General features: G+C 76.4%; 21 protein-coding genes and 1 pseudogene. 14 read left to right on the plus strand and 8 right to left on the minus strand.

The window, feature by feature from the left end; genetic code table 11:
• Positions 1-5: 5 nt before the first annotated feature.
• A complete protein-coding gene (locus ACOQFB_RS15215; RefSeq protein WP_059439426.1) occupies positions 6-350 on the plus strand; it encodes a hypothetical protein in 345 nt (114 codons plus the stop codon).
• A 70-nt stretch (positions 351-420) separates the two neighbouring features.
• Here the strand turns inward: ACOQFB_RS15215 and cutA are convergent, their stop codons facing one another.
• Genes cutA through ACOQFB_RS15230 form a run of 3 tightly spaced genes read right to left on the minus strand, consistent with a single transcriptional unit; the run spans position 421 to position 2,493 of the window.
• Positions 421-738, minus strand: coding sequence for a divalent-cation tolerance protein CutA (gene cutA, locus ACOQFB_RS15220; RefSeq protein ID WP_011420190.1), 318 nt, complete (start codon positions 736-738; stop codon positions 421-423).
• 31 nt (positions 739-769) lie between these two features.
• On the minus strand, positions 770-1,927 hold the full coding sequence (locus ACOQFB_RS15225) for an acyl-CoA dehydrogenase family protein (protein ID WP_059439425.1): 1,158 nt from the start codon (positions 1,925-1,927) through the stop codon (positions 770-772).
• An 11-nt stretch (positions 1,928-1,938) separates the two neighbouring features.
• Positions 1,939-2,493: a chalcone isomerase family protein gene (locus tag ACOQFB_RS15230; RefSeq protein WP_421609314.1), complete on the minus strand. Its 555-nt coding sequence runs from the start codon at positions 2,491-2,493 to the stop codon at positions 1,939-1,941.
• 273 nt (positions 2,494-2,766) lie between these two features.
• Between ACOQFB_RS15230 and ACOQFB_RS15235 the strand changes: the two genes are divergently transcribed.
• Positions 2,767-5,385 carry a cache domain-containing protein gene (locus tag ACOQFB_RS15235; RefSeq protein WP_494492269.1) on the plus strand — a complete coding sequence of 873 codons (2,619 nt, stop codon included), beginning with the start codon at positions 2,767-2,769 and terminating at the stop codon, positions 5,383-5,385.
• On the opposite strand, the gene ACOQFB_RS15240 is transcribed toward ACOQFB_RS15235, so the two are convergent.
• Complete coding sequence (locus ACOQFB_RS15240; RefSeq protein ID WP_059439562.1) at positions 5,291-6,223, minus strand: DMT family transporter; 933 nt, start codon at positions 6,221-6,223, stop codon at positions 5,291-5,293. The genes ACOQFB_RS15235 and ACOQFB_RS15240 overlap by 95 nt on opposite strands.
• Positions 6,220-7,227 (minus strand): DMT family transporter, encoded by a 1,008-nt coding sequence (locus ACOQFB_RS15245; RefSeq protein ID WP_421609316.1) that lies wholly within the window; start codon positions 7,225-7,227, stop codon positions 6,220-6,222. Before ACOQFB_RS15245 ends, ACOQFB_RS15240 begins: the two co-directional genes overlap by 4 nt.
• Positions 7,228-7,331: 104 nt before the next feature.
• On the opposite strand from ACOQFB_RS15245, the gene uvrA reads away from it, so the two are divergent.
• Entirely contained in the window at positions 7,332-10,232 is a 2,901-nt protein-coding gene (gene uvrA / locus ACOQFB_RS15250; protein ID WP_059438777.1) for an excinuclease ABC subunit UvrA, read from the plus strand.
• A gap of 29 nt (positions 10,233-10,261) precedes the next feature.
• On the opposite strand, the gene ACOQFB_RS15255 is transcribed toward uvrA, so the two are convergent.
• Together ACOQFB_RS15255 and ACOQFB_RS15260 are read right to left on the minus strand one after the other, a co-directional pair.
• Complete coding sequence (locus ACOQFB_RS15255; protein WP_059438776.1) at positions 10,262-10,804, minus strand: beta-class carbonic anhydrase; 543 nt, start codon at positions 10,802-10,804, stop codon at positions 10,262-10,264.
• 140 nt (positions 10,805-10,944) lie between these two features.
• Entirely contained in the window at positions 10,945-11,199 is a 255-nt protein-coding gene (locus ACOQFB_RS15260) for a hypothetical protein (protein ID WP_059438775.1), read from the minus strand.
• Between the two features lie 157 nt (positions 11,200-11,356).
• On the opposite strand from ACOQFB_RS15260, the gene ACOQFB_RS15265 reads away from it, so the two are divergent.
• The 11 genes and pseudogenes from ACOQFB_RS15265 (at position 11,357) to ACOQFB_RS15315 (ending at position 19,564) form a co-directional block, all read left to right on the plus strand.
• Entirely contained in the window at positions 11,357-12,562 is a 1,206-nt protein-coding gene (locus ACOQFB_RS15265; RefSeq protein ID WP_059438774.1) for a Y4lR C-terminal helical domain-containing protein, read from the plus strand.
• A gap of 70 nt (positions 12,563-12,632) precedes the next feature.
• A complete protein-coding gene (locus tag ACOQFB_RS15270) occupies positions 12,633-13,055 on the plus strand; it encodes an NUDIX domain-containing protein (RefSeq protein WP_059438773.1) in 423 nt (140 codons plus the stop codon).
• On the plus strand, positions 13,052-13,606 hold the full coding sequence (amrA, locus tag ACOQFB_RS15275; RefSeq protein WP_421609317.1) for an AmmeMemoRadiSam system protein A: 555 nt from the start codon (positions 13,052-13,054) through the stop codon (positions 13,604-13,606). The genes ACOQFB_RS15270 and amrA overlap by 4 nt, the downstream gene beginning before the upstream one ends.
• Positions 13,603-14,658, plus strand: coding sequence for a M50 family metallopeptidase (locus ACOQFB_RS15280; RefSeq protein WP_421609318.1), 1,056 nt, complete (start codon positions 13,603-13,605; stop codon positions 14,656-14,658). Before amrA ends, ACOQFB_RS15280 begins: the two co-directional genes overlap by 4 nt.
• Before the next feature lie 31 nt (positions 14,659-14,689).
• Positions 14,690-15,342: pseudogene (locus ACOQFB_RS15285) on the plus strand (molybdenum cofactor biosynthesis protein MoaE).
• Between the two features lie 76 nt (positions 15,343-15,418).
• Entirely contained in the window at positions 15,419-15,778 is a 360-nt protein-coding gene (locus tag ACOQFB_RS15290) for a response regulator (RefSeq protein WP_059438769.1), read from the plus strand.
• A complete protein-coding gene (locus tag ACOQFB_RS15295; RefSeq protein WP_059438768.1) occupies positions 15,775-16,728 on the plus strand; it encodes an HD-GYP domain-containing protein in 954 nt (317 codons plus the stop codon). Before ACOQFB_RS15290 ends, ACOQFB_RS15295 begins: the two co-directional genes overlap by 4 nt.
• A gap of 29 nt (positions 16,729-16,757) precedes the next feature.
• A complete protein-coding gene (locus ACOQFB_RS15300) occupies positions 16,758-17,387 on the plus strand; it encodes an HAD family hydrolase (RefSeq protein WP_059438767.1) in 630 nt (209 codons plus the stop codon).
• 107 nt (positions 17,388-17,494) lie between these two features.
• Positions 17,495-17,806, plus strand: a complete 312-nt coding sequence (locus ACOQFB_RS15305; RefSeq protein ID WP_421609319.1) for a hypothetical protein — start codon at positions 17,495-17,497, stop codon at positions 17,804-17,806.
• Between the two features lie 168 nt (positions 17,807-17,974).
• The gene (locus ACOQFB_RS15310) at positions 17,975-19,201 is read left to right on the plus strand and encodes a S1C family serine protease (RefSeq protein ID WP_421609320.1); all 1,227 of its coding nucleotides are present in this window, start codon (positions 17,975-17,977) and stop codon (positions 19,199-19,201) included.
• A 66-nt stretch (positions 19,202-19,267) separates the two neighbouring features.
• A complete protein-coding gene (locus tag ACOQFB_RS15315; protein ID WP_059438241.1) occupies positions 19,268-19,564 on the plus strand; it encodes a hypothetical protein in 297 nt (98 codons plus the stop codon).
• Here the strand turns inward: ACOQFB_RS15315 and ACOQFB_RS15320 are convergent.
• The gene (locus ACOQFB_RS15320; protein ID WP_421609321.1) at positions 19,561-20,370 is read right to left on the minus strand and encodes an RNA methyltransferase; all 810 of its coding nucleotides are present in this window, start codon (positions 20,368-20,370) and stop codon (positions 19,561-19,563) included. The genes ACOQFB_RS15315 and ACOQFB_RS15320 overlap by 4 nt on opposite strands.
• Positions 20,371-20,387: the final 17 nt, after the last annotated feature.

A 20,387-nucleotide genomic window follows, 5' to 3' on the forward strand; every position in this document is an offset into this window, starting at 1 on the left:
CCTCGATGGCGACCACCTGCTACGGCTGCGGGGCGACGCTGCGCATCGACGGACCCGTGGGACGCCGGTCTACCTGCGCCGAGTGCGACGCGGATCTGCACACCTGCATGAACTGCCGCCACTACGACGAGTCCGCGGCGCACCAGTGCCGGGAGCCCCACGCCGACCACATCGTGGAGAAGGACGCCTCGAACGCCTGCGACCTGTTCCAGCTCGGCGACGGCGCCTCGCGCCGGCGCACCGGCCGCGCCGACGCCGCGCGCAACGCGCTCGGCGCGCTGTTCGGCGACGCGCCGAGGCCCGCCGAGGATCCCCGCGACGCGCTCGAGGCGCTGTTCCGGAAGAAGTAGCGCGACCCTTCGACTCCGGCGGCCCTGCGGGCCGCCTACGCTCGGGGTGAGCGGGAGGCGGAGCGGGCGCTCACGCCGTCTCGGCCGCGATCCAGGCGAGGTAGGCCTCGCTCCCCGCCTCGACCGGCAGGACCAGCACCTCCGGCACCTGGTACGGGTGCAGCTCGAGCACGCGCGCGCGGAGCGCGTCCACGCGCGCGGCGCGGGTCTTGAGCACGAGGAGCGCCTCGCCCTCGTCGTGGACGCTCCCCTCCCACCGGTAGATCGACCGGATCGCCGGCACCACGTTGCCGCAGGCCGCGAGCCGCTCCTCGACCAGCGCCCGCGCCAGCCGCGCCGCCGCGTCCGCGTCGGGCGCGGTCACCAGCACCACGCGCGCGTCGGTCATCCCGCCCTCCCCCGCCCCGCCGCCGGCCGCGTCACAGCCCCGCCGCGCGCGACACCAGCTCGCGCATGATCTCCGAGGTGCCCCCGGCGATGGTCATGGCCCGCACGTCGCGCCAGGCGCGGGCGATGTCGCTCTCCAGCACGTAGCCCATGCCGCCGTGGAGCTGCATGCAGTCGTAGGCCACCCGCTGGGCCAGCTCGCAGGCGAACAGCTTCGCCATCGAGATCTCGCGCACCGCCGGCTCGCCCCGGGCCAGCAGGTCGGCCGCCCGGTAGGTGAGCCAGCGCGCCGCCTCCACCGACGTGAGGTGATCCGCGAGCCGGTGCCGCCAGGCCTGGAACTTCCCGACCGGCCGCCCGAACGCGCTGCGCTCGCCGCCGTAGCGGATCGCGTCCTCCAGCATGAGCTGCATCCCGGCCACGGCCTGGACCGCCGCGACCAGCCGCTCGCCCTGGAAGTTCGCCATCACGTGGTAGAAGCCCTGGTCCTGCTCGCCGAGCAGGTTCGCCGCCGGCACGCGGCAGTCCTCGAAGAACAGCACCGCGGTGTCCGACGAGGGCAGCCCCACCTTCTCCAGCGTGCGCGAGACCTGGAAGCCCTTCGTGTCGGTGGGGAACAGGAGCAGCGAGAGCCCGCCGTGGCCGGCCTCGCCGGTGCGCACCGCCAGGGTGAGGAAGTCGGCCCGGGCGCCGTTCGTGATCCACATCTTCGAGCCGTTCACCACGAGGTCGCCGCCGTCGCGCCGCGCGGTGGTGCGGATGGCGGCCACGTCCGAGCCGGCGTCCGGCTCGGAGACGGCCAGCGCGGCCACCCGCTCGCCGCGGACCGCCGGGGCGAGGAACTCGCGGCGCTGCGCCTCGGTGCCCAGCTCGCCGATCACCGGGATGGCCATCTCCCCGTGCACCAGCATGGAGACGGCCAGCCCGGCGTTGCGGCAGCGCGCCAGCTCCTCCGCGTAGGCGACCACGTACCACCAGTCGAGGCCCGAGCCGCCCACGTCCGGCGGCTGCCGGATGCCGAACAGGCCCAGCTCGCCGAAGCGCCGGAACAGCGCGCGCGGGAAGCTCCCCGCCTCGTCCCACTCGCGCCCGTGCGGCGCGAGCTCCTGCTCCACGAACGCGCGGACCGTCCGGCGGAACGCCTGGTGGTCCTCGGTGAACGGCTCGAACGCGACCGCGGGCGCGCCCATGGCCGTCCCCGCTACTTCTTCCCGAGCATGCGGCGCTTCAGGTCGTCGTCGGCGGGCTTCTTGCCGAGCCAGTTGCGGAACAGCGCGTCGGCGAACGCCTTGCCCTCGACCGTGGCGGTGCCCTTCGGCCCGGTGACCACCGCCCCGGTGCCGGGCAGGTACGTCACGGTGATCTCGCCGCCCTTCTTCACGTCGCCGATGGCCGGCGCGATCCGGTCGAGCTGCGGCACGAGCGTGGCCGCCTCGGCGCCGGAGTTCGCCTCGAAGCCCTCGCGGAACGCGCCCATGATGGACTTCTGGTCCACGTCGCGGCGGAAGACCATCCGCACGCGCTTCGGCTCGTCGGCGGCGAGGATCGCGTTCGCGTCGGAGGACGGGGTCGCGAGGTAGAGCGCCCCCACGTAGACCTCGATCCAGAGCTTCTTGCGGATGCCGGCGCCGTTCAGGGTGAGCGGCTTCCCGCCGACCTCGACGGTGTCCTGCAGCTGGACGCCGGCCACCTCGCGCGCCAGCGCGCCGGTGGGGAGGGCGAGGAGGAGGGCGGCGACCGCAGCGGCCTTGCGCATGCTTGACTCCTGGTGATCGAGAGGTCCCGCCAATCTACCGCGCGCCGCGCCCCGGGGCAGCCGGCCGCCGGTGGCCCCGGGTGGGCCCTCGCCACCCCTGCGTCCGGCCGGGCCCCTCCCTGTGGACGACGCCGCGGGCATGGCCGCGGGCGCGGATCGACCGCGGCGGCCGGCCGGGCGGGCGGACGCGGTCCCCGTCCCTGGGTGCCCGTGCGACGGCGGAATACACCGCCGGCGACCCCCGTTCGCACCGCCGGAGGAATCCGCACCCGCATGCTCCGCACCATCCGTTCCCGCCTGTTCCTGCTGGTGGGGCTCGCCTCGCTCGCGTTCGTCGCGCTCGGCGCGCTCGTCTCGGTCCGCTCGCTCCGCGCGCGGGCCGAGGGCGAGCAGCTCTCGAACCTCGAGGTCGCGCGGACCGCCGCGGCCGCGCTGCGCGCCCAGGTCGACGGGGTAGCCCGCGCCAGCGCGGTGCTCGGGCACGCGCTCGAGGGCGGCCGCATCCTCGGCGAGGACGCGGCCCGGCTGCTCGCGGTGGCGGTGCGGGACTCCGGCGTGGTCCGCGACCTGTCCTGGGTGGCGCCGGACGGCCAGGTGGTGGCGTCCAGCGACGCGCGGCTCCACGAGGTGTCGTTCGCCGACCGGGCCGAGCTGCGGCGCCTGCTCGCCGGCGACGCGGTGGCGGTCGGGGACCTGGTGCGCAACCCGGCCGACGGCGCGCCGGTGGTGGCGATCGCGACCGCGGTGCGCGACGGCGCGGGGCGGCTCTCGGGCGCGCTCCTGGCCGCGGTGGACCCCGAGCGGCTGGCGGCGCGCGTGCTGCCCGACCGCGAGGGCGAGGGCAGCGTCGCGATCGTGGATCGCACGGGGCGGCTGGTGGCGCGCGCCCCGGCCATGCCGCTCGCCTGGGACGAGCGGCTGATCGCCGGGACGCAGGACCTGGTCCGCGCGGCGCTGGCGGGCGCCGAGGCGGCCGGCCCGATGCGCGCCGAGGGCGGCGGCCCCGCGCGGCTCGCCGCCGCGGTGCCGGTGCCCGAGCTGGGCTGGGCGGTGCGCGCGACGCAGCCGCGCGCGGCCATGCTCGCGCCCATGCGGCGCGAGCTGGCGCTGGGCGTGGCCGGGGCTGGCCTGGTGGCGCTGGTCGCGCTGGGCGCGAGCTGGGTGGTGGGCGCGCACACCTCGCGCGCGCTGCGCCGGCTGGAGCGCCACGCCGCCGCGCTGGGGCGGGGCGAGGCGCCGGGGCCGCTCACCGGCCCGGACGAGGTGATCCGGCTCGGCGCCGCCTACGCGCAGATGGCGCGGCACCTCGACGCCGCCCGCCGCCGCTTCGAGGCGGCGTTCGCCGAGGCGCCGGTCGGCGTGCTGATCCTGGACCCGGCGGAGCTGCGGGTGCGCTGGGCGAACCAGGCGTACGTGGCGTTCCTCGACGCGCCGTTCCGCGGCGCCGGCGTGCAGGGGCTCCGGCTGGAGGAGTTCCTCCCGCGCGCGCACGAGGCCGGCCTGGTCGCGCTCCTGCGCGAGGTGGCGGCCGGCGACGTCGCGCACGAGGAGCAGGAGTACCGGTACGACGGGTTCGCCCGGGGCACGACCTGGTGGCGGTGGTCGGTGCGCGCCGTCGAGTCCGGCGGCGGCGGGCGGGACCTCGTGCTGATGATCACCGAGGTGACCGAGCAGGTCCGCGCCCGGGAGCAGGTCGAGGCCGACCGGCGCCGGCTGGAGGCGGTGCTGCGGGTGCTGCCGGTGGGCGTGCTCATGGCCGACGCCGGCGGGCAGGTGGTGCAGGCGAACGACGCGGCCCGGCGCATCTGGGGCTCGCGCGCGCCGTTCCGGCCGGGCGCGCTCTACCGCGAGCAGCGCGCGCGGCGGGCCGACTCCGGCGCGCCGCTCGCGCCCGGCGACTGGGCGCTGCAGCGCGCGCTCCGCTCCGGCGAGGCGGTCGGGGGCGAGCTGGTCGAGATCGACCGCTTCGACGGGACGCAGGCGGTGGTGCTGAACGGCGCCGCGCCCATCCGCGACGGCGAGGGGCGCGTGGTCGGCGCGGTCACCACGCTGCTCGACGTAACCGAGCTGCGGCGCGCCGTGCGCAACCGCGACGAGGTCCTGCAGGTCGTCTCGCACGACCTGCGGACGCCGCTCTCCGCGGTGACGCTGGGCGCCGCCGCGCTGACGCGGCTGGCCGACGGGCCGGACGCCGCCGCGCAGGCCCGGCGCGCCGCCGCGCGGCTCGCCGCCGCCGGCCGCCGCATGAACCGGCTCATCGACGACCTGCTCGACCTCGAGACGCTCGAGGAGGGCCGGCTCTCGATGCGGCCGGAGCCGTGCGACCCGGCCGACCTGCTGGGCGAGGCGGCCGACCAGCTCCGCGAGGCGGCGCGCGCGAAGGGGCTCGACCTGTGCCTGTCCGCGGCGCCCGGCCTGCCGCCGGTCGCGTGCGATCGCGACCGCGTGCTGCAGGTGCTCGGCAACGTCGCCTCGAACGCGGTGAAGGCCACCGAGGAGGGCGCGGTGTGCCTCGCCGCCGAGGCGCAGGGGGACGGGGCGGTGGTCTTCCGCATCCGCGACACCGGCCCGGGCATCCCCGACGCCGACCTGCCGCACGTGTTCGACCGCTTCCAGCGCGGCAGCGCGGCGCGCTGGCGCGGCTCGGGCCTGGGGCTCGCCATCGCGCGGCCTGGTCGAGGCGCACGGCGGGCGGATCTGGGCGGAGAGCGCGCCCGGGGCCGGCACCACGGTGAGCTTCACCCTGCCCGCCGCGGCGCCCGCGCCGGACCTGCCCGCGCACGCGGCGACCGCCTGATCAGGCGCCCCGCGCGCGCGGCCGGTGCCCGAGCACCGTGCCGTAGGCCACCCCGGCGACCCCCACCAGCATGCCGGCCATGCCCGCGGCGCTGACCGGCTCGCCGAGCAGGAGCGCCGCGAGCGCGTACTGCGCGAGCGGCGTGAGCTGCAGCCACACGGCGGCCTCGCCGATCGAGAGCGCGCCGTAGGCCTCGGTCATGAGCACCTGCGCGGCGTACGCGGCCAGCCCCATCCCCGCCGCCAGCGCCCAGGCGACGGGATCGGTGGGCCACGCGCCGAGCGCGAACGGGAGCGCCACCGGGAGCCCGCCCAGGCAGAAGTAGAAGAAGATCGTCGGCGCGTTGTCGGTGGCCCGCATGGCGCGGATGACGACCGAGGAGAACGCGGCGAACACCGCGGCCGCCACCGCGAGCGCCTCGCCCGGCCCGATCCCGAGCGCGAGCGACCCGTTCCCCAGCACCAGCACCACGCCGCCGGTCGCGACGAGCAGCGCCAGCACCAGGTGCACGGTGGGGCGCTCGCCGAACGCGCGGATGCTCATCGCGGTCGCGATGACCGGGAACAGGTTGTAGAGCATGCCGGCCTCGCCGGCCGGGATGCGCGCGAGCGCGAGGAAGTACAGCACCACCACGATGCCGCCCGAGAAGCCGCGGGTCCACAGCAGGCGGAGGTCGTGCGGCCGGTACAGCCCGGGGCGGATCCGGAACGCGACCAGCGACACCGCCGCGCCCACCACGAAGCGGATCACGGTGAGCTGGCCGGCCGAGAACGCCGCGCCGCCGCGCGACAGCCGCCGCGCCAGCACCGCCATGAGGCCGAAGGAGAGCGCCGCGCCGAGCAGCTCGAGGCGGGCGAGCCAGCGCGGCTGCGGGCGCGGCGACCCCGGGCTGCGCGCCGGCGCGGCGGGCGTGGCGGCGGGCTCGGGCGTCACGGCTCCTCAGCGGGCAGGCCCTCGGCCAGGCGCGCCTCGCGCGACCGGGCCTCGCGCGGCGCGTGGCCGAGCAGGCTGCCGTAGAGGATGCCGCCGAGGCCGAGCAGCACGCCGACCACCGTCGCGAGCGAGAGCCGCTCGCCCAGCGAGAGCGCCCACAGGTAGCTGGCGATGGGGGTGAGCTGCTGCCAGAGCGCCGCCTCGGGCACCGAGAGCGCGCCGTAGGCCTCGGTCATGGAGAGCTGCGCCAGGAACGCGACCACCCCGACGCCCAGCGCCGCCAGGTAGGCGCCCGGCGCGGACGGCCAGGCGCCGAGCGCGAACGGCAGCGACACGACCAGCCCGCCCACCGAGAACGCGAAGAAGATGGTCGGGGCGTTGTCGGTGGCGCGGAGCGCGCGGATCGCGGTCACCGCCGCGCCGCCGAGCACGCCGGAGACGATCCCCAGCCCCTCGCCCCAGCCCAGGCCGAGGCGGACGCTCCCGCCGCCCAGCACCAGCCACACGCCCGCGCTCGCCACCGCGAGCGCGATCCAGAGGTGCACCGTCGGGCGCTCGTTCAGCACGAACAGCGAGAGGAGCACCGCCCAGATGGGGAAGGTGTTGTTGAGCAGCGTGGCCTCGCCCGCGGCGATGCGCTCGATGGCGAGGAAGTAGAGCAGCGCCGCGATCCCGCCGAAGAGGCCCCGCGCGAAGAGCAGGTCCTTGCGGTGAGGCCGGAACGTCCCGGGCCGCGCCCGGAAGAGCGCCAGCACCGCGGCGAGCCCGATCGCGAAACGGACCAGCGTGGCCTGCCCGCCGGACATGCCCTGGCGCGCGGCGAGCTTCGCCAGCGCGGCCGAGGCGCCGAACAGCACCGCGGACGCGAACAGGAGCGCCCGGGCCCGCCGCCGGAGCCGCGTCCGGCCGGCCGGGCGCTCGCCGGCCGCCGCCGCCCCCGCCGTCCGGGCGGCCGCCGCGTCGCGCGGCGCGAGCGCGCCGGCAGGGGTCTCGGAAGGGGACATGGGCCAGTCGGTGCTATCACCTTCGCGGGAAACGCGGAAGGCGCGCCGCCGGGCGGCCAGCGGCGCTGGCCAATGTCGGAATCCTCCGTTAAGTAGACCGCTTCATGAGCGAGCCCGAGTTCATCACCGTCAAGGGGGCGCGCGAGCACAACCTGAAGTCGGTCACGTTCGAGATCCCCAAGAAGAAGCTGGTGGTCTTCACGGGCGTCTCCGGATCCGGCAAGTCCTCGCTCGCCTTCGACACCCTCTACGCCGAGGGCCAGCGCCGCTACGTCGAGTCGCTCTCGTCCTACGCCCGGCAGTTCCTCGGGCAGATGGAGAAGCCGAAGTACGACACCCTCCGCGGGCTCTCGCCGACCATCTCCATCGAGCAGAAGGCGGCCTCGAACAACCCGCGGTCCACCGTCGGCACCATCACCGAGGTCCACGACTACCTGCGCGTGCTGTACGCCTCCATCGGCGTGCAGCACTGCCCGGGCTGCGGCCGGCAGGTGGGCAAGCAGACCGCGCAGCAGATCGTGGAGACGGTGCTGGCGATGCCGGAGGGCGCGCGCATCCTGGTGCTCGCGCCGCTGGTGCAGAACCGCAAGGGCGAGTACCGCGACCTGTTCACCGACCTCGCCAAGCGCGGGTTCTCGCGCGTGCGCGTGGACGGGATGATCCACCAGCTCACCGACCGGCTCGCGCTCGACAAGAAGCTGAAGCACGACATCGAGCTGGTGGTGGATCGCCTGGTGGTGAAGGAGGGCATCCGCCCGCGCCTCACCGACTCGGTGGAGACCGCGCTCCGCGAGGGCAAGGGCACGCTGGTGGTGGCCGACGCCGACAAGGAGCAGAAGGTCGGGCCCGGCGATCCGGAGGAGTACAAGCGGCACGACCGCTTCTTCTCCGAGCTGAACGCCTGCCACGCCTGCGGCCTCAGCTTCGGCGAGCTCACGCCGCCCGGGTTCTCGTTCAACTCCCCCATCGGCTTCTGCACCGACTGCCAGGGCCTGGGCACGCGCCCGGAGATGGACCCGGACCTCATCGTCCCGGACCCGTCGCTCACCATCCGCGAGGGCGCGGTGGAGCCCTGGGCGAGCGGGATGGAGCGCGGCGAGGGCTGGACGTTCGAGTTCGTCGAGCACCTGTCGCGCGCGCTGAAGCTCGACCTCGACACGCCCTGGTCCAAGCTGCCGAAGAAGGACCGCGACGTGATCATGCTCGGGACGGAGGCCGCCGGGAACGGCCGGTACCGGCTCGAGTGGGAGGGCGTGGTCAACCAGCTCTACCGGCGCTTCAAGGCCACCGGCTCGGAGGCGATGCGGCGCTGGTACATGCGCTTCTTCTCCGACAAGCCGTGCCCGACCTGCGGCGGCGAGCGGCTCAAGCCGGAGAGCCGGGCGGTGCGGATCCGCGGCCGCGGCATCGTGGAGCTGTCGCACCTCACCATCGCCGAGGCGCACGCGTGGCTCTCCGCGCTCGACCTCGCCGGCAACGAGGCGCGCATCGCCGACGAGCTGCTGAAGGAGATCCGCAACCGGCTCAAGTTCCTGCTCGACGTGGGCCTCGGCTACCTCACGCTCGACCGCCCCGGCCCGTCGCTCTCCGGCGGCGAGAGCCAGCGCATCCGGCTCGCCTCGCAGATGGGGTCGGAGCTCACCGGCGTCATCTACATCCTCGACGAGCCGTCGATCGGCCTGCACCAGCGCGACAACGGCAAGCTCCTCGCCACGCTCAAGCGGCTCCGCGACGTGGGCAACTCCGTCATCGTGGTGGAGCACGACGAGGAGACGATGGAGGAGGCCGACTGGATCGTGGACTTCGGCCCGGGCGCCGGGGCGCACGGCGGCGAGGTGGTGGCCGAGGGCACGCCCGAGCAGGTGAAGCGCAACCCGCGCTCGCTCACCGGCGCGTACCTGTCCGGCCGGGCGGAGATCGCCCTCCCCGAGCGACGCCGCGCCGGGGACCACGGCGCCATCACCATCTTCGGCGCGCGCGAGCACAACCTGAAGGACGTGACCGCCAGCTTCCCGCTGGGCCGCTTCGTGGCCGTGACCGGCGTGTCCGGCGCGGGCAAGTCCACGCTGGTGAACCGCATCCTGCGCCCGGCGCTCATGCGCCACCACTACGGTACGCGCGAGGCACCCGGCGCCCACGAGCGGCTGGAGGGCGCGGCGCTGGTGGACAAGGTCATCGACATCAACCAGCAGCCCATCGGCCGCACCCCGCGGTCGAACCCGGCCACCTACACCAAGCTCTTCGACCACATCCGCGAGGTGTTCGCCCAGACGCCCGAGGCGCGCGCGTTCGGCTACCAGCCCGGGCGCTTCAGCTTCAACGTGAAGGGCGGGCGCTGCGAGGCGTGCCAGGGCGACGGCATGAAGCTCGTCGAGATGCACTTCCTCGCCGACGTGCTGGTGCCGTGCGAGGTGTGCGGCGGCAAGCGCTTCAACGACGCCACCCTCCGGGTCACGTTCAAGGGCAAGAACGTCGCCGAGGTGCTCGACCTCTCGGTCACCGAGGCGACCGCGCTGTTCCAGAACCACAAGGAGATCGCCCGCATCCTCCGGACGCTCGAGGACGTCGGGCTCGGCTACCTGAAGCTGGGCCAGCCCTCCACCACCCTCTCCGGCGGCGAGGCGCAGCGCATCAAGCTGTCGCGCGAGCTGGCGCGCGTGGGCACCGGGCGGACGCTCTACGTGCTCGACGAGCCCACCACCGGCCTGCACTTCGAGGACGTGAAGCGGCTCCTCCACGTGCTCGACCGGCTGGTGGACGCCGGGAACAGCGTGATCGTCATCGAGCACAACCTCGACGTCATCAAGTACGCGGACTGGGTCATCGACCTCGGGCCGGAGGGCGGCGACGAGGGCGGCCGGATCATCGCCGAGGGGACGCCGGAGGAGGTCGCGCGGGCGCGCGGCAGCCACACCGGCCAGTACCTGGCGAAGGTGCTCGCGGCCCACGCCGCCCGCCGCCGCGCGGCGCCGCCCCGCGCGGCCGAGCGCTCCGCGGCGGTGTAGCCCGCGCGCGGGGCGTCGGGGACCGAGCGCTACCCAAACACGTGCTCGTACCCGCGCTCGATCACCTCGAGCGCGCCGGTGCGGATGTCCATCAGCGCGGCGTGCACGGGGATGTGGCGCGGGAGGAACGGCGACTCGCGGATGGCGCGCACCGTCTCGCGGGCGCCCTCGCGGACGTCCGGCACCAGGCCGAAGAAGGCGCCCGGGTCCTGCGGGATGTCCGCGTCGGCCACGCCGCGGGCGCGCATCACGCGGCGCAGCTCGGTGGCGCCGACGCTGGCGACGCCGCAGTCGGTGTGCGGGATGACCAGGATCTCCTGGCAGTCGTTCACGTACACGGACGCGGCCAGCGCCCGCATCAGCTCGGAGCCGGGCGCGATGCGCGCGCCGGGCACGCGGAGCGCCACCGCGTGGCCGCGCTCGACGCCGAGCGCGCTGCCGAAGAAGTGCGTCAGCCGCGGGTCCACGCAGGTGACGATGCACAGGTGCCGGTGGGCGATGTAGCTGCCGGGGTCCTTGCCCGGGCCAGCCACCCTCCGGTTGTCCTCCAGGATCTCGTCGAGCAGTGCCAAGGGGCTCCTCTCTGACCTCGCCCGGGGCCGGGGCGGGCCGGACAGGTTAGAGCGCCTGCCCGCCGGCGACAACCCACCGGAACGCGAAGGGCCGCCCCGTTCCCGAGGCGGCCCCATCGATGCTGCGCTGCGGCGAAGACCTAGCTCTTCTTGGTCTCGTCCTTCTTCTCGGCGGCCTTCTTGGCGGCGCAGTGCGGGCACTGGCAGCTCGGGCCGCACTTGCACTCCTTGCCCTCGCCGGCGCACGGACAGCCCACCTTGGCGTCCTTCTTGTCGCCCTTGTCCGCCTGCGCGGCCTTGTGCATCGGGCAGTTCTTGCAGTCGTCGCACGCGAGCACCGGCTGCGCGGCGAACACGGCGAAGGCGGCAGCGGCCGCGAGGAGCATCCGGATCATGGTCGTCTCCAACGGTGTGGACGGCCGCGGGCGGCCGGCGTGAAGCGCGAAGCCTAGGAACCGGTGCGCCGGCGTGTCAAGCGAAGGACCGCCGCACCCGGGGCGGCCGGGGGACGCCGGGTGGACCCGCCCCGGTATGGCCGCTAGATTCCCCGGCGTGACGACCATCGACCCCGAACGGCTGCTGGCCATGCTCCGCGACCCGAACGTGGAGAGCCAGGAGATCGCGGCGCTCGTCGGCGCGCCGCGCGAGGAGGTGGGCCGCGCCGCCCGGCTGGTGCTCGGGCTCGCCCGCGCGAAGCCGGAGGAGATCGCGACCCTCCCGGCCCCGCTGGCGCTGGCGCTGTCGCACGCCGCGCTCGTGGCGCCCCGTGCCGACGTGCTGGCGGCGCTCGCCGGCCACGCGTCCCGCGACGTCGCCAAGGAGGCGAAGCGCGGGCTGCACCTCCTGCGCGCACGCGGGGTGCAGGTGCCGGAGCCGCCGCGGCCCGCGCCGCCCGCCGCCGCACCCGCGCCGGCGGAGCCGGCCCCGCCCGCCTACGCCTCGGCGGTGGACGGCCGCGGCGAGCGCGCCGTCTGGCTCTCGCGCGCCGTGCCGGGCAAGGGCATCGAGGTGGGCCAGGCGGTGATCTCCGACGAGCGCGGCCTGGTGGAGCTGCAGGTTGCGCTGCTCGGGCGCAAGGAGTGGCGCGCGTTCGCCCGCGGCATCCTCGACCGCGGCGCCGCCATGGGCGTGGGCGAGCTCGAGCGCGCCCGCGCGCACGCGCTGGTGGCCGAGGCCCGCGCGCGCAACGAGGTGACCGGCCAGCGCGTGCCCGAGGGCGCCGACCTGTGGCTGGCGCAGCTCGGGCCCGCCGCGCCGCTCCCGGATCCGGCCGCGCGCTTCCCGGCGCTCCCCGGCGCGGAGGAGGCCGCCGCGCTGGAGGCCTCCGGCGCGCTCCACGACCTGCCGCTCCTGCGCGGCTGGTTCGCCGAGGAGGGCTACCTGCGCGAGGTCGCGGCGCGGCTCGACGAGGTGTCGGTCTCGCCGCTCTACCTCGACGAACGGCAGCGCGCCGAGCAGCTGGCGCGCGTCCTGGACGAGGCCGTCGCCCGCTACCTCGAGCCGCCGCGGCGCACGCTGCTGGCGGGCCGCCTCTACTCGGTGGCCGAGCACCTCGACGCCGCCGGCGACGCCGCGAACGCCCGCGCCGCCGCCGCGGCCGCGCGCGCGCTGGTGGCGGGCACGCCGGCGGGCGAGATCCCGTTCGCCCGGCGGCTCCTCGAGAAGGCGTTCCCGCCCGCGGCGCCGGCCGCCCCCGGCCCCGACGCCGGCGCGGTCCCGCCCGGCGAGGGCTCGCCGCTCATCGTGGCGCCGCGGTGAACCGTCGCGCCGAAATGCCCGGCCCCCCTCGCGAATTGACCCACGGGGCGGCCTGCGCTACCTCTGCACCGTGCCGCCCCCCGCCGGTCCGTCCGCCACCGTCGACGTGGTGATCCTCCTGCCCGGGGACCGGGTCGTGATGGTGCGCCGCAAGTACCCGCCGCCCGGCTGGGCGCTGCCGGGCGGCTTCGTGGACGCCGGCGAGACGCTCGAGGCGGCCGCGATCCGCGAGGCGCGCGAGGAGACCGGCCTCGAGGTGACGCTCGAGGACCTGGTCTACGTGTACTCGGACCCCCGCCGCGACCCCCGCCGCCACACGCTCTCGGCGGTGTTCGTCGGGCGCGCCGCGGGCGAGCCGGCCGGCGCCGACGACGCGGAGGAGGCGCGGGCCTTCTCCTGGGACGCGCTGCCCTCGCCCATCGCCTTCGATCACGCCGAGATCCTCGCCGACGCCCGGCGCCTGCTGCTCACCGGCGCGCGCCGCCGCCCATGACCCCGCTCTCCGCCACCGACCGCGCCGCCCTGCTCGGCATCGCCCGCGGCGCGATCCTCGCCCACCTCGGCCTGGCCCCGCCGCGCCCGCTGCCCGAGGAGGGCGCGCTGGGCGAGCCGCGCGGCGCGTTCGTCACGCTCCAGGTGGACGGGGAGCTGCGCGGCTGCATCGGCACCTTCCAGCCCGCGGGCAGCCTCGCCGCCACCGTGGCCGCCATGGCGGTCGCCGCCGCCCACGAGGACCCGCGCTTCGCGCCGCTCGCGGCCGGCGAGATCGCCCGGCTCACCGTGTCGGTGTCGGCCCTGGGCACGCCCCGGCGCATGGCCGACCCGGGCGAGCTGCAGGTCGGCCGGCACGGCCTGCTGGTGAAGCAGGGCTGGCACCGCGGCGCGCTCCTCCCCAAGGTGGCGGTCGAGCACGGCTGGGACGCCGCCACCTTCCTGAAGCACGTGTGCCTGAAGGCCGGCCTCCCCGCGCGCGCCTGGCAGGAGCCGGACGCCGAGGTCGAGCTGTTCGAGGCCGACGAGTTCGGCGAGGAGCCCACGCATTGACGACCGCCGTCGCCGTGATCGCCGCCATCCTGGCGGTGTCGCTGCTCATCGTGGTGCACGAGGCCGGGCACTACCTGGCCGCCCGCCGCTCCGGCATGCGGGTCGAGCGCTTCAGCGTCGGGTTCGGCCCGGTGGTGCTCTCCTTCCGCCGCGGCGAGACCGAGTTCGCGATCTCGGCGCTGCCGCTGGGCGGCTACGTGCGCATCGCCGGCATGGCGCCGGGCGAGGACGTGGACCCGGCCGACCGCGGCGCCTACGCGAACCAGCCGGCCTGGCGGCGCTTCGTGGTGATCCTGGCCGGGCCCGCCATGAACTACCTGGCCGCGGTGCTGATCGCGGCGGCGCTGCTCGCGAGCGTGGGGCTGCGCAGCCCCGACGCCTCGGCGCGGGTGGGCGCGCTCGTGCCGGGGAAGCCGGCCGAGGTGGCCGGGCTGCGCCCCGGCGACCGGATCGCCGCGGTGGACGGGCAGCCGGTCGAGACCTGGACCGACCTCGTCGGCCTGCTCCAGCGCCACCCCGGCCAGCGCATCGTGCTCGACGTGGAGCGAGGCGAGGGCGCGGCGGCGGCGCGCCTGGCGCTGCCCATCACCCCGGAGGACGACGACGGCGTGGGCCGGGTCGGCTTCCGCCAGCACGACGTGCTGGTACGGCGCGGCGCGCTCGGCGCGCTCGCCGACGGCTTCTCGCGCACCAACGCCCAGCTCGGCGGCCAGCTCGCCGCGTTCGGCCAGGCGTTCTCCGGCCGGCAGAAGGCGGAGCTGTCCGGCCCGGTGGGCATCGCGCAGGAGCTGGTGCGCGGCGCGCACGAGGGCGTGGAGCGCTTCTTCACCCTGGTCTGGACCATCTCGGTGGCGCTGGCGCTGCTGAACCTGTTCCCCATCCCGGCGCTCGACGGCGGGCGCCTGGTGTTCCTGGCCTACGAGATCGTCACGCGGCGGCGGGTGAACGCGCGGGTGGAGAACGCGCTGCACCTCATCGGCTTCGTCGCGCTCGTGGGGCTCCTCCTCGCGGTCACCGTGTTCGGCGACCTGGCCCGCCTGCGCGGGCGCTGAACCGGCCCGCCCGGCGCGCTACGCTCCTGCCATGCCCGTCCACGTCCTCTACTTCGCCGGCGCCCGCGACGCGGCCGGCACCTCGCGCGAGACGCTCGCCGAGGCCCCCGCCACCGTGGCCGACCTGCGCCGCGCGCTCGCCGCGGCGCACCCGGCGCTCGCCCGGATCCTGCCGCGCTGCCGCATCTCGGTGGACCAGGCGTTCGCCGAGGACGGCGACGCCATCCGCGACGGCGCCGAGGTGGCGCTCATCCCGCCGGTGGCGGGCGGCGCGCCGCCGTTCGCCGTGGTGGACCGCCCGCTCGCGCTGGCCGAGGTGGTGGACGCGGTCTCCGGCCCGGGGCTGGGCGGCATCGTGACGTTCACCGGCACGGTGCGGGACGCGACCCGCGGCCGCCGCGTGCTGCGCCTCGAGTACGAGGCCTACCCGGGCATGGCGGAGCGGAAGCTCGCCGAGATCGGCGAGGCGGTGGGACGCGAGCACGGGGTGCGGGTGGCATCGTGCACCGCGTGGGGGTGCTCACGCCCGGCGAGGCGGCGGTGGTCATCGCCTGCGCCGCCCCGCACCGCACCCCGGCGTTCCGGGCCTGCGAGGCCTGCATCGAGCGGCTGAAGCAGGACGTCCCGATCTGGAAGCGCGAGGTGTACGAGGACGGGTCGGAGTGGGTGGGCCTGGGCCCGTGAGGCGCCCACCGGGCGCCCGCCCGCACCGCGGCCGCGCCCGGCCGGCGTGCTATCCTCCCCGCTCCGGGGGCGGCGCGTGAAGGTCCTCATCGCAGACGACGACCGGCTGATCCGGACCCTGGTCGCCGACCTGCTCGCCGAGCTCGGTCACGAGGTGGTCGCGGCCGGGAGCGGGCCGGAGGCGGTGGAGCTGGCGGCCCGCGAGGCGCCCGACCTGCTCGTCCTCGACTTCCTCATGCCGCGGCTCTCCGGGCTGGACGCGCTCCGCGCCATCCGCGAGGCCGGCTCGCGCGCCCCCGCCGTGCTCCTGACCGCCATCAGCGGCCGGAGCGTCCGCGGGGTGGAGGGCGCCGACGCGGCCGAGGTGGTGCTGGAGAAGCCGGTGACGCGCCGGGCGCTGGCGCGCGCGCTGGAGCGGGCGGTGCGGGCGCGATGAGGGTGTTCCGGACCCTGTTCCTCTCGATGCTGGCGGCCAGCGCGCTGCCCACCGCCGTGCTCGCCGTCGTGCTGGTCCGCGACCGCGGCGGGCTGGACGCGGCGCCGGCCGCGGCGGTGCTCGCGTCGGCCGCGCTCTCGGCGGCCCTCTCGGCCTGGGTGGCGCGCCGGTTCACCGAGCCGATCCGCGCCAGCGTGCAGGGCGCGCTGGAGATCGCGCGCGGCCGCTTCGGCCGGCAGGTCGCGGTGCGGAGCCGCGACGAGCTGGGCGACCTCGCGCACGCGTTCAACCACATGTCGCGCGAGCTGGCCGGCTACGACGCGGAGAACCGGCGGCTGGTGGCGGCGCTCGAGCGCGGCTACCTCGACACCATCCGCAGCCTGGCCTCCGCCATCGACGCGAAGGACCCGTACACCCGCGGCCACTCGCAGCGGGTCGCCGAGCTGGCGGTCGAGATCGGCCGCGAGCTGGGGCTCGGCGCGCCGGCGCTGCTCGCGCTCGAGTACGGGGGCGTGCTGCACGACGTGGGCAAGATCGGCATCCCCGACCACGTGCTCGCGAAGCCGGTGCCGCTCACGCCCGAGGAGATGGCGCTCATGCGCGAGCACCCGCGCATCGGGGCGGACATCGTGGGCGGGGTCGAGTTCCTGCGCGAGGCGCTCCCCGCCATCCGCTGCCACCACGAGCGCTGGGACGGCGCCGGCTACCCCGACCGGCTGGCGGGCGGCGACATCCCGCTCGCGGCGCGCATCGTGAACGCGGCCGACACCTGGGACGCCTGCACCTCCGACCGGCCGTACCAGGCGGCGCTCGGGCCGGCGGCGGCGGCGGCGGTGCTGGCGGAGCTGCGCGGGGCGCAGCTCGATCCGGCGGTGCACGACGCGCTCGTCGCGGTGCTCCGGCGCCGCGGCGCGCTCCCGCCCGCGGGCCGCGCCGAGAGCGCGGCGTGAGCGCGGCGCGGGTGTAGACTCCCCCCGCCATGCCGCGCCTCGCCATCCTCGACCTCGACGGCACGCTGGTCGACTCGCTCGACGACCTCGCCGCCTCGGTGAACCACGCGCTCGCCACCGTGGGCCTGCCGCCCCGCACCCGCGACGAGATCCGCGGCTTCGTGGGCGAGGGCGCGCGACTGCTGCTCGAGCGGGCGCTCGGATCCCACGCCGAGCGGCTCGAGCCGGCGCTCGCGGCCTGGCGCGCGCACTACGAGGTCCACTGCCTCGACGCGACCCGCCCGTACCCCGGCCTCGCCGCGGCGCTCGCCGGGGCCGGCCGCACGCTCGCGGTGCATACGAACAAGCCGGGCGCCATGGCCCGCCGGATCCTCGACGGGCTCGGGCTGCTGGGCCGCTTCGCCGTGGTGGTGGGCGGCGACGAGGCGCCGCGCAAGCCGGATCCCGAGGGCATCCGCATCATCCAGTCGCGGGTGGGCGCCACCGACGCCGAGACCGTGTTCGTGGGGGACAGCCCGGTGGACGTCGCGACGGCCCGCGCCGCCGGCGTGCAGATGGTCGCGGTGGGCTGGGGCCTGCGCAGCCGCGCCGCGCTCCTGGATGCGGGCGCGACGGTGCTGGTGGAGAGCGCCGCGGAGCTGGTCCCGTGGCTCGCGTGAGGGCGCCGGGCAAGGCCGCGGCGCGGGCGCGCGGCGGCGCCGCCCGGACCGCGCGGCGGGGCTCCGAAAACTCGCCGCGCGGGCGCGGGCGTGCTACCCGGACTCCCATGCTGAAGCTCGTGCTGAAGCTCGCCGTCGCCGGCGCCGCGCTGGCCGCGGTGTGGGCGTTCGTGCCGTTCGGCGGGCGGACGCTGGGCGACCGCTGGAAGGCCGCCCGGACCCCGTCGGAGTTCGTGGACCGGACCTGGGCCGAGATGAAGGGCACGGCGCCCGCGAAGGCGCCGGCCGCGCGCCCGCCGGCGCAGGCCCGGCAGCAGCCCGGCCGCGGCGGCGCCCCGGCGCGGCCGACCGAGGGCCACACCGAGGCGGACCGCCGGGCGCTCGACCGCATCGTGGCCGAGCACCTCGACGGACGCTGAGGTCCCCTCCCCGCCGCCCGCGCGAGCGTCGCGCCGGACGACCCGCCGCCCGCCCGCCCGGCGCTGGCCCGGGTTCGCGCCCTGACACGCGGGTGCGCCTTCTTGCGCACCTCCTCGCCGCCGCCCCACCTTGGATCGGGAGCCCGCGCTCCGCGGGCGGAGGTGGCCATGTCCGGGTGGACGGTGCTGCTGGCGGCGGTGCAGCTGGTCGCGGGGGCCGCGCCCGGCGCGCGAGGGGTGGCCCCTGCGGCCGCAGCGGCGGCGCCCGCGGCCGGCTCGGCCGCCTCGGCCGCCTCGGCGGCGGCGGCCGCGGCGGCGTCCCCCGGGGCCTCCGCGCGCGGGGCGCTCTACACCGAGGCCGCGCGGTCCTCCGCGCCGCCCCCGCAGGCGATGGCGGGCCTCCCCGACCTCTCCCGGCTCGCCGAGGCGGCCATCCCGGCGGTGGTCGGCGTGGTGACGCTCCAGCCCGACCCGCCGCAGCAGGGCGGCGACGACGGCCTGCGCGAGCTGTTCGACAAGCTGCACGACGGGCCGCGCCGGGGGATCGGGTCGGGGTTCGTGATCCAGCGCGATGGCTGGGTGCTCACGAACGCCCACGTGGTGGAGGGCGCCGACCGCGTCGAGGTGGACCTGGGGGGCGGCGTCCCGCGGCTGCCGGCGCGCGTGGTGGGGCTCGACGGAGAGTCGGACGTGGCGCTGCTCAAGGTGGAGACGCCGCGGCCGCTCCCGGTGGTGCCGCTGGGCGACTCCGACCGGATCACCGTGGCCGAGTGGGTGATGGTGATCGGCAGCCCGTTCGGCCTCGACCACTCGGTCACGCTCGGCATCATCAGCCACACCGGCCGCAACGACATCTCGCCGGTGGGCCGCCCGGGCACCTACGACTTCATCCAGACCGACGCGTCCATCAACCCGGGCAACTCCGGCGGCCCGCTGCTCAACCTGCGCGGCGAGGTGGTCGGGATCGCCACCGCGGTGAACGCCACCGGGCAGGGCATCGGCTTCGCCATCCCCATCAACATGGCCAAGGAGATCGTGGGGCAGCTCCGCGATCGCGGCCGGGTGGTGCGGAGCTGGCTGGGCGTGTCGGTGCGCGAGCTCACCCCGCAGCAGGGCGTCCCGCCCGGCGGGGTGGAGATCACCGAGGTGGCGGCCGGCGGCCCGGCCGCCACGGCGGGGCTGCGCGTGGGCGACGTGATCACGTCGATCCAGGGGCACGTGGTGCACACCCCCTCGCGCCTGCGCTGGTACGTCTCGACCGCCGGCGTGGGGCGCGAGGTGGAGCTGCGCCTGCGGCGCGCCGGCAGCCCGGAGCGGACGCAGAAGGTGCTGCTCGCCGAGGTGCCGGTGCACGAGCAGGCGCGGGCCGAGGCGCGGCAGGTGCTGGGCGAGTGATCCGGGCCGGCCGCGGCCCCCGCGCTGTTGCGCTCCGGCCGCGGGTCTGGTAACCACCGCCCCTCTATGGCCGAGACGACCACCAAGACCAAGAAGAAGGCCCCCGCCCCGAAGGGCGGCGGCAAGAAGAGCTGCACCATCGCCGGCTGCAAGCGCGCGTACCGTGCGAAGGGCCTCTGCTTCTTCCACTACAAGAAGTTCCGCCGCGGCGAGCTCGAGGCGAAGCCGGCCCGCTGGGTGGCCTGCTCCAAGCCGGAGTGCAAGAAGAAGGTGTTCCAGCACGGCCTGTGCGAGGAGCACTTCACCGCCTGGAAGAAGTCGCGGAAGAAGAACCAGGGCGCCGAGGCCGCGCCGGCCGCCTAGGCCGTCCCGTCGCCCCGCGGCGGCAGCCGCAGCGCCCGTTCCAGCGATCGCAGCGCACCGAGGAGCAGCTCCACCTCGCGCTGCGTGGGGTCGGCGCGCGCGAGCAGCCGCCGGAAGTCCGCCAGGATGTGCTCCGGGTTCTGCGGGTTCAGGTACCCCGCGGCGCCGAGGACCGCCTGCGCGCGCGCCCAGAGCGCCTCCACGGTCTCGATGCGGGCCGGCGCGTCGCCGCCGCGGCCGGGCGGCGCCTCCGCGGGCGCCGCGCCGGGCGGCGGCGCCGCGCGCGCCACCTCGTACGCGATCACCGCCACGGCCTGCGCCAGGTTCATCGAGTCGTAGGCGGCGGCCGTCGGGATGGTGCAGACCGCCTGGCACAGCTCCAGCTCGGCGTCGGAGAGCCCGCGGCGCTCCTCCCCGAACACCACCGCCACCTCCCCCTGCGCCGAGCGCCGGACCAGCTCGGCCGCCAGGCCGCGCGGCTCGAGCCAGGGCCGCCCCTCCACCGCGCGGGAGGTCGTCCCGCACACCCAGGTGGCGGGCCCGATGGCCGAGCGGAGGTCGTCGTGGATCTCGGCCCGGTCGAGCAGGTCCGAGGCCTTCCGGGCCATGCGCCGGGCCCGGGCGAGCACGTCGTCGCGGGCGGTGGCCGCGCCCGTTCCGGGGGTCCGCGGCGGCCCGCCCCACGCCGCCGGGGCCACCACCACGAGGCGGGACAGGCCGAAGTTCTTCATCGCCCGGGCGGCGGCGCCGACGTTGTCGGCGCTCTGCGGCCGGTGGAGCACGAGGCGGATTTTTCCCGGGTGCATGTGCGCCCGCCACGTAT

The organism is Anaeromyxobacter sp. Red801 (assembly GCF_049201065.2).
Lineage (GTDB): Bacteria > Myxococcota > Myxococcia > Myxococcales > Anaeromyxobacteraceae > Anaeromyxobacter.

What these genes read in the sequence shown, in the direction of transcription:
- ACOQFB_RS15320 (WP_421609321.1), bottom strand. Translation starts at nt 20,370, where the DNA reads ATGCACCCGGGAAAAATCCGCCTCGTGCTCCACCGGCCGCAGAGCGCC.
- amrA (WP_421609317.1), top strand. Translation starts at nt 13,052, where the DNA reads ATGACCCCGCTCTCCGCCACCGACCGCGCCGCCCTGCTCGGCATCGCC.
- ACOQFB_RS15215 (WP_059439426.1), top strand. Translation starts at nt 6, where the DNA reads ATGGCGACCACCTGCTACGGCTGCGGGGCGACGCTGCGCATCGACGGA.
- ACOQFB_RS15300 (WP_059438767.1), top strand. Translation starts at nt 16,758, where the DNA reads ATGCCGCGCCTCGCCATCCTCGACCTCGACGGCACGCTGGTCGACTCG.
- ACOQFB_RS15305 (WP_421609319.1), top strand. Translation starts at nt 17,495, where the DNA reads ATGCTGAAGCTCGTGCTGAAGCTCGCCGTCGCCGGCGCCGCGCTGGCC.
- ACOQFB_RS15295 (WP_059438768.1), top strand. Translation starts at nt 15,775, where the DNA reads ATGAGGGTGTTCCGGACCCTGTTCCTCTCGATGCTGGCGGCCAGCGCG.
- ACOQFB_RS15260 (WP_059438775.1), bottom strand. Translation starts at nt 11,199, where the DNA reads ATGATCCGGATGCTCCTCGCGGCCGCTGCCGCCTTCGCCGTGTTCGCC.
- ACOQFB_RS15230 (WP_421609314.1), bottom strand. Translation starts at nt 2,493, where the DNA reads ATGCGCAAGGCCGCTGCGGTCGCCGCCCTCCTCCTCGCCCTCCCCACC.
- uvrA (WP_059438777.1), top strand. Translation starts at nt 7,332, where the DNA reads ATGAGCGAGCCCGAGTTCATCACCGTCAAGGGGGCGCGCGAGCACAAC.
- ACOQFB_RS15310 (WP_421609320.1), top strand. Translation starts at nt 17,975, where the DNA reads ATGTCCGGGTGGACGGTGCTGCTGGCGGCGGTGCAGCTGGTCGCGGGG.
- ACOQFB_RS15245 (WP_421609316.1), bottom strand. Translation starts at nt 7,227, where the DNA reads ATGTCCCCTTCCGAGACCCCTGCCGGCGCGCTCGCGCCGCGCGACGCG.
- cutA (WP_011420190.1), bottom strand. Translation starts at nt 738, where the DNA reads ATGACCGACGCGCGCGTGGTGCTGGTGACCGCGCCCGACGCGGACGCG.
- ACOQFB_RS15225 (WP_059439425.1), bottom strand. Translation starts at nt 1,927, where the DNA reads ATGGGCGCGCCCGCGGTCGCGTTCGAGCCGTTCACCGAGGACCACCAG.
- ACOQFB_RS15315 (WP_059438241.1), top strand. Translation starts at nt 19,268, where the DNA reads ATGGCCGAGACGACCACCAAGACCAAGAAGAAGGCCCCCGCCCCGAAG.
- ACOQFB_RS15235 (WP_494492269.1), top strand. Translation starts at nt 2,767, where the DNA reads ATGCTCCGCACCATCCGTTCCCGCCTGTTCCTGCTGGTGGGGCTCGCC.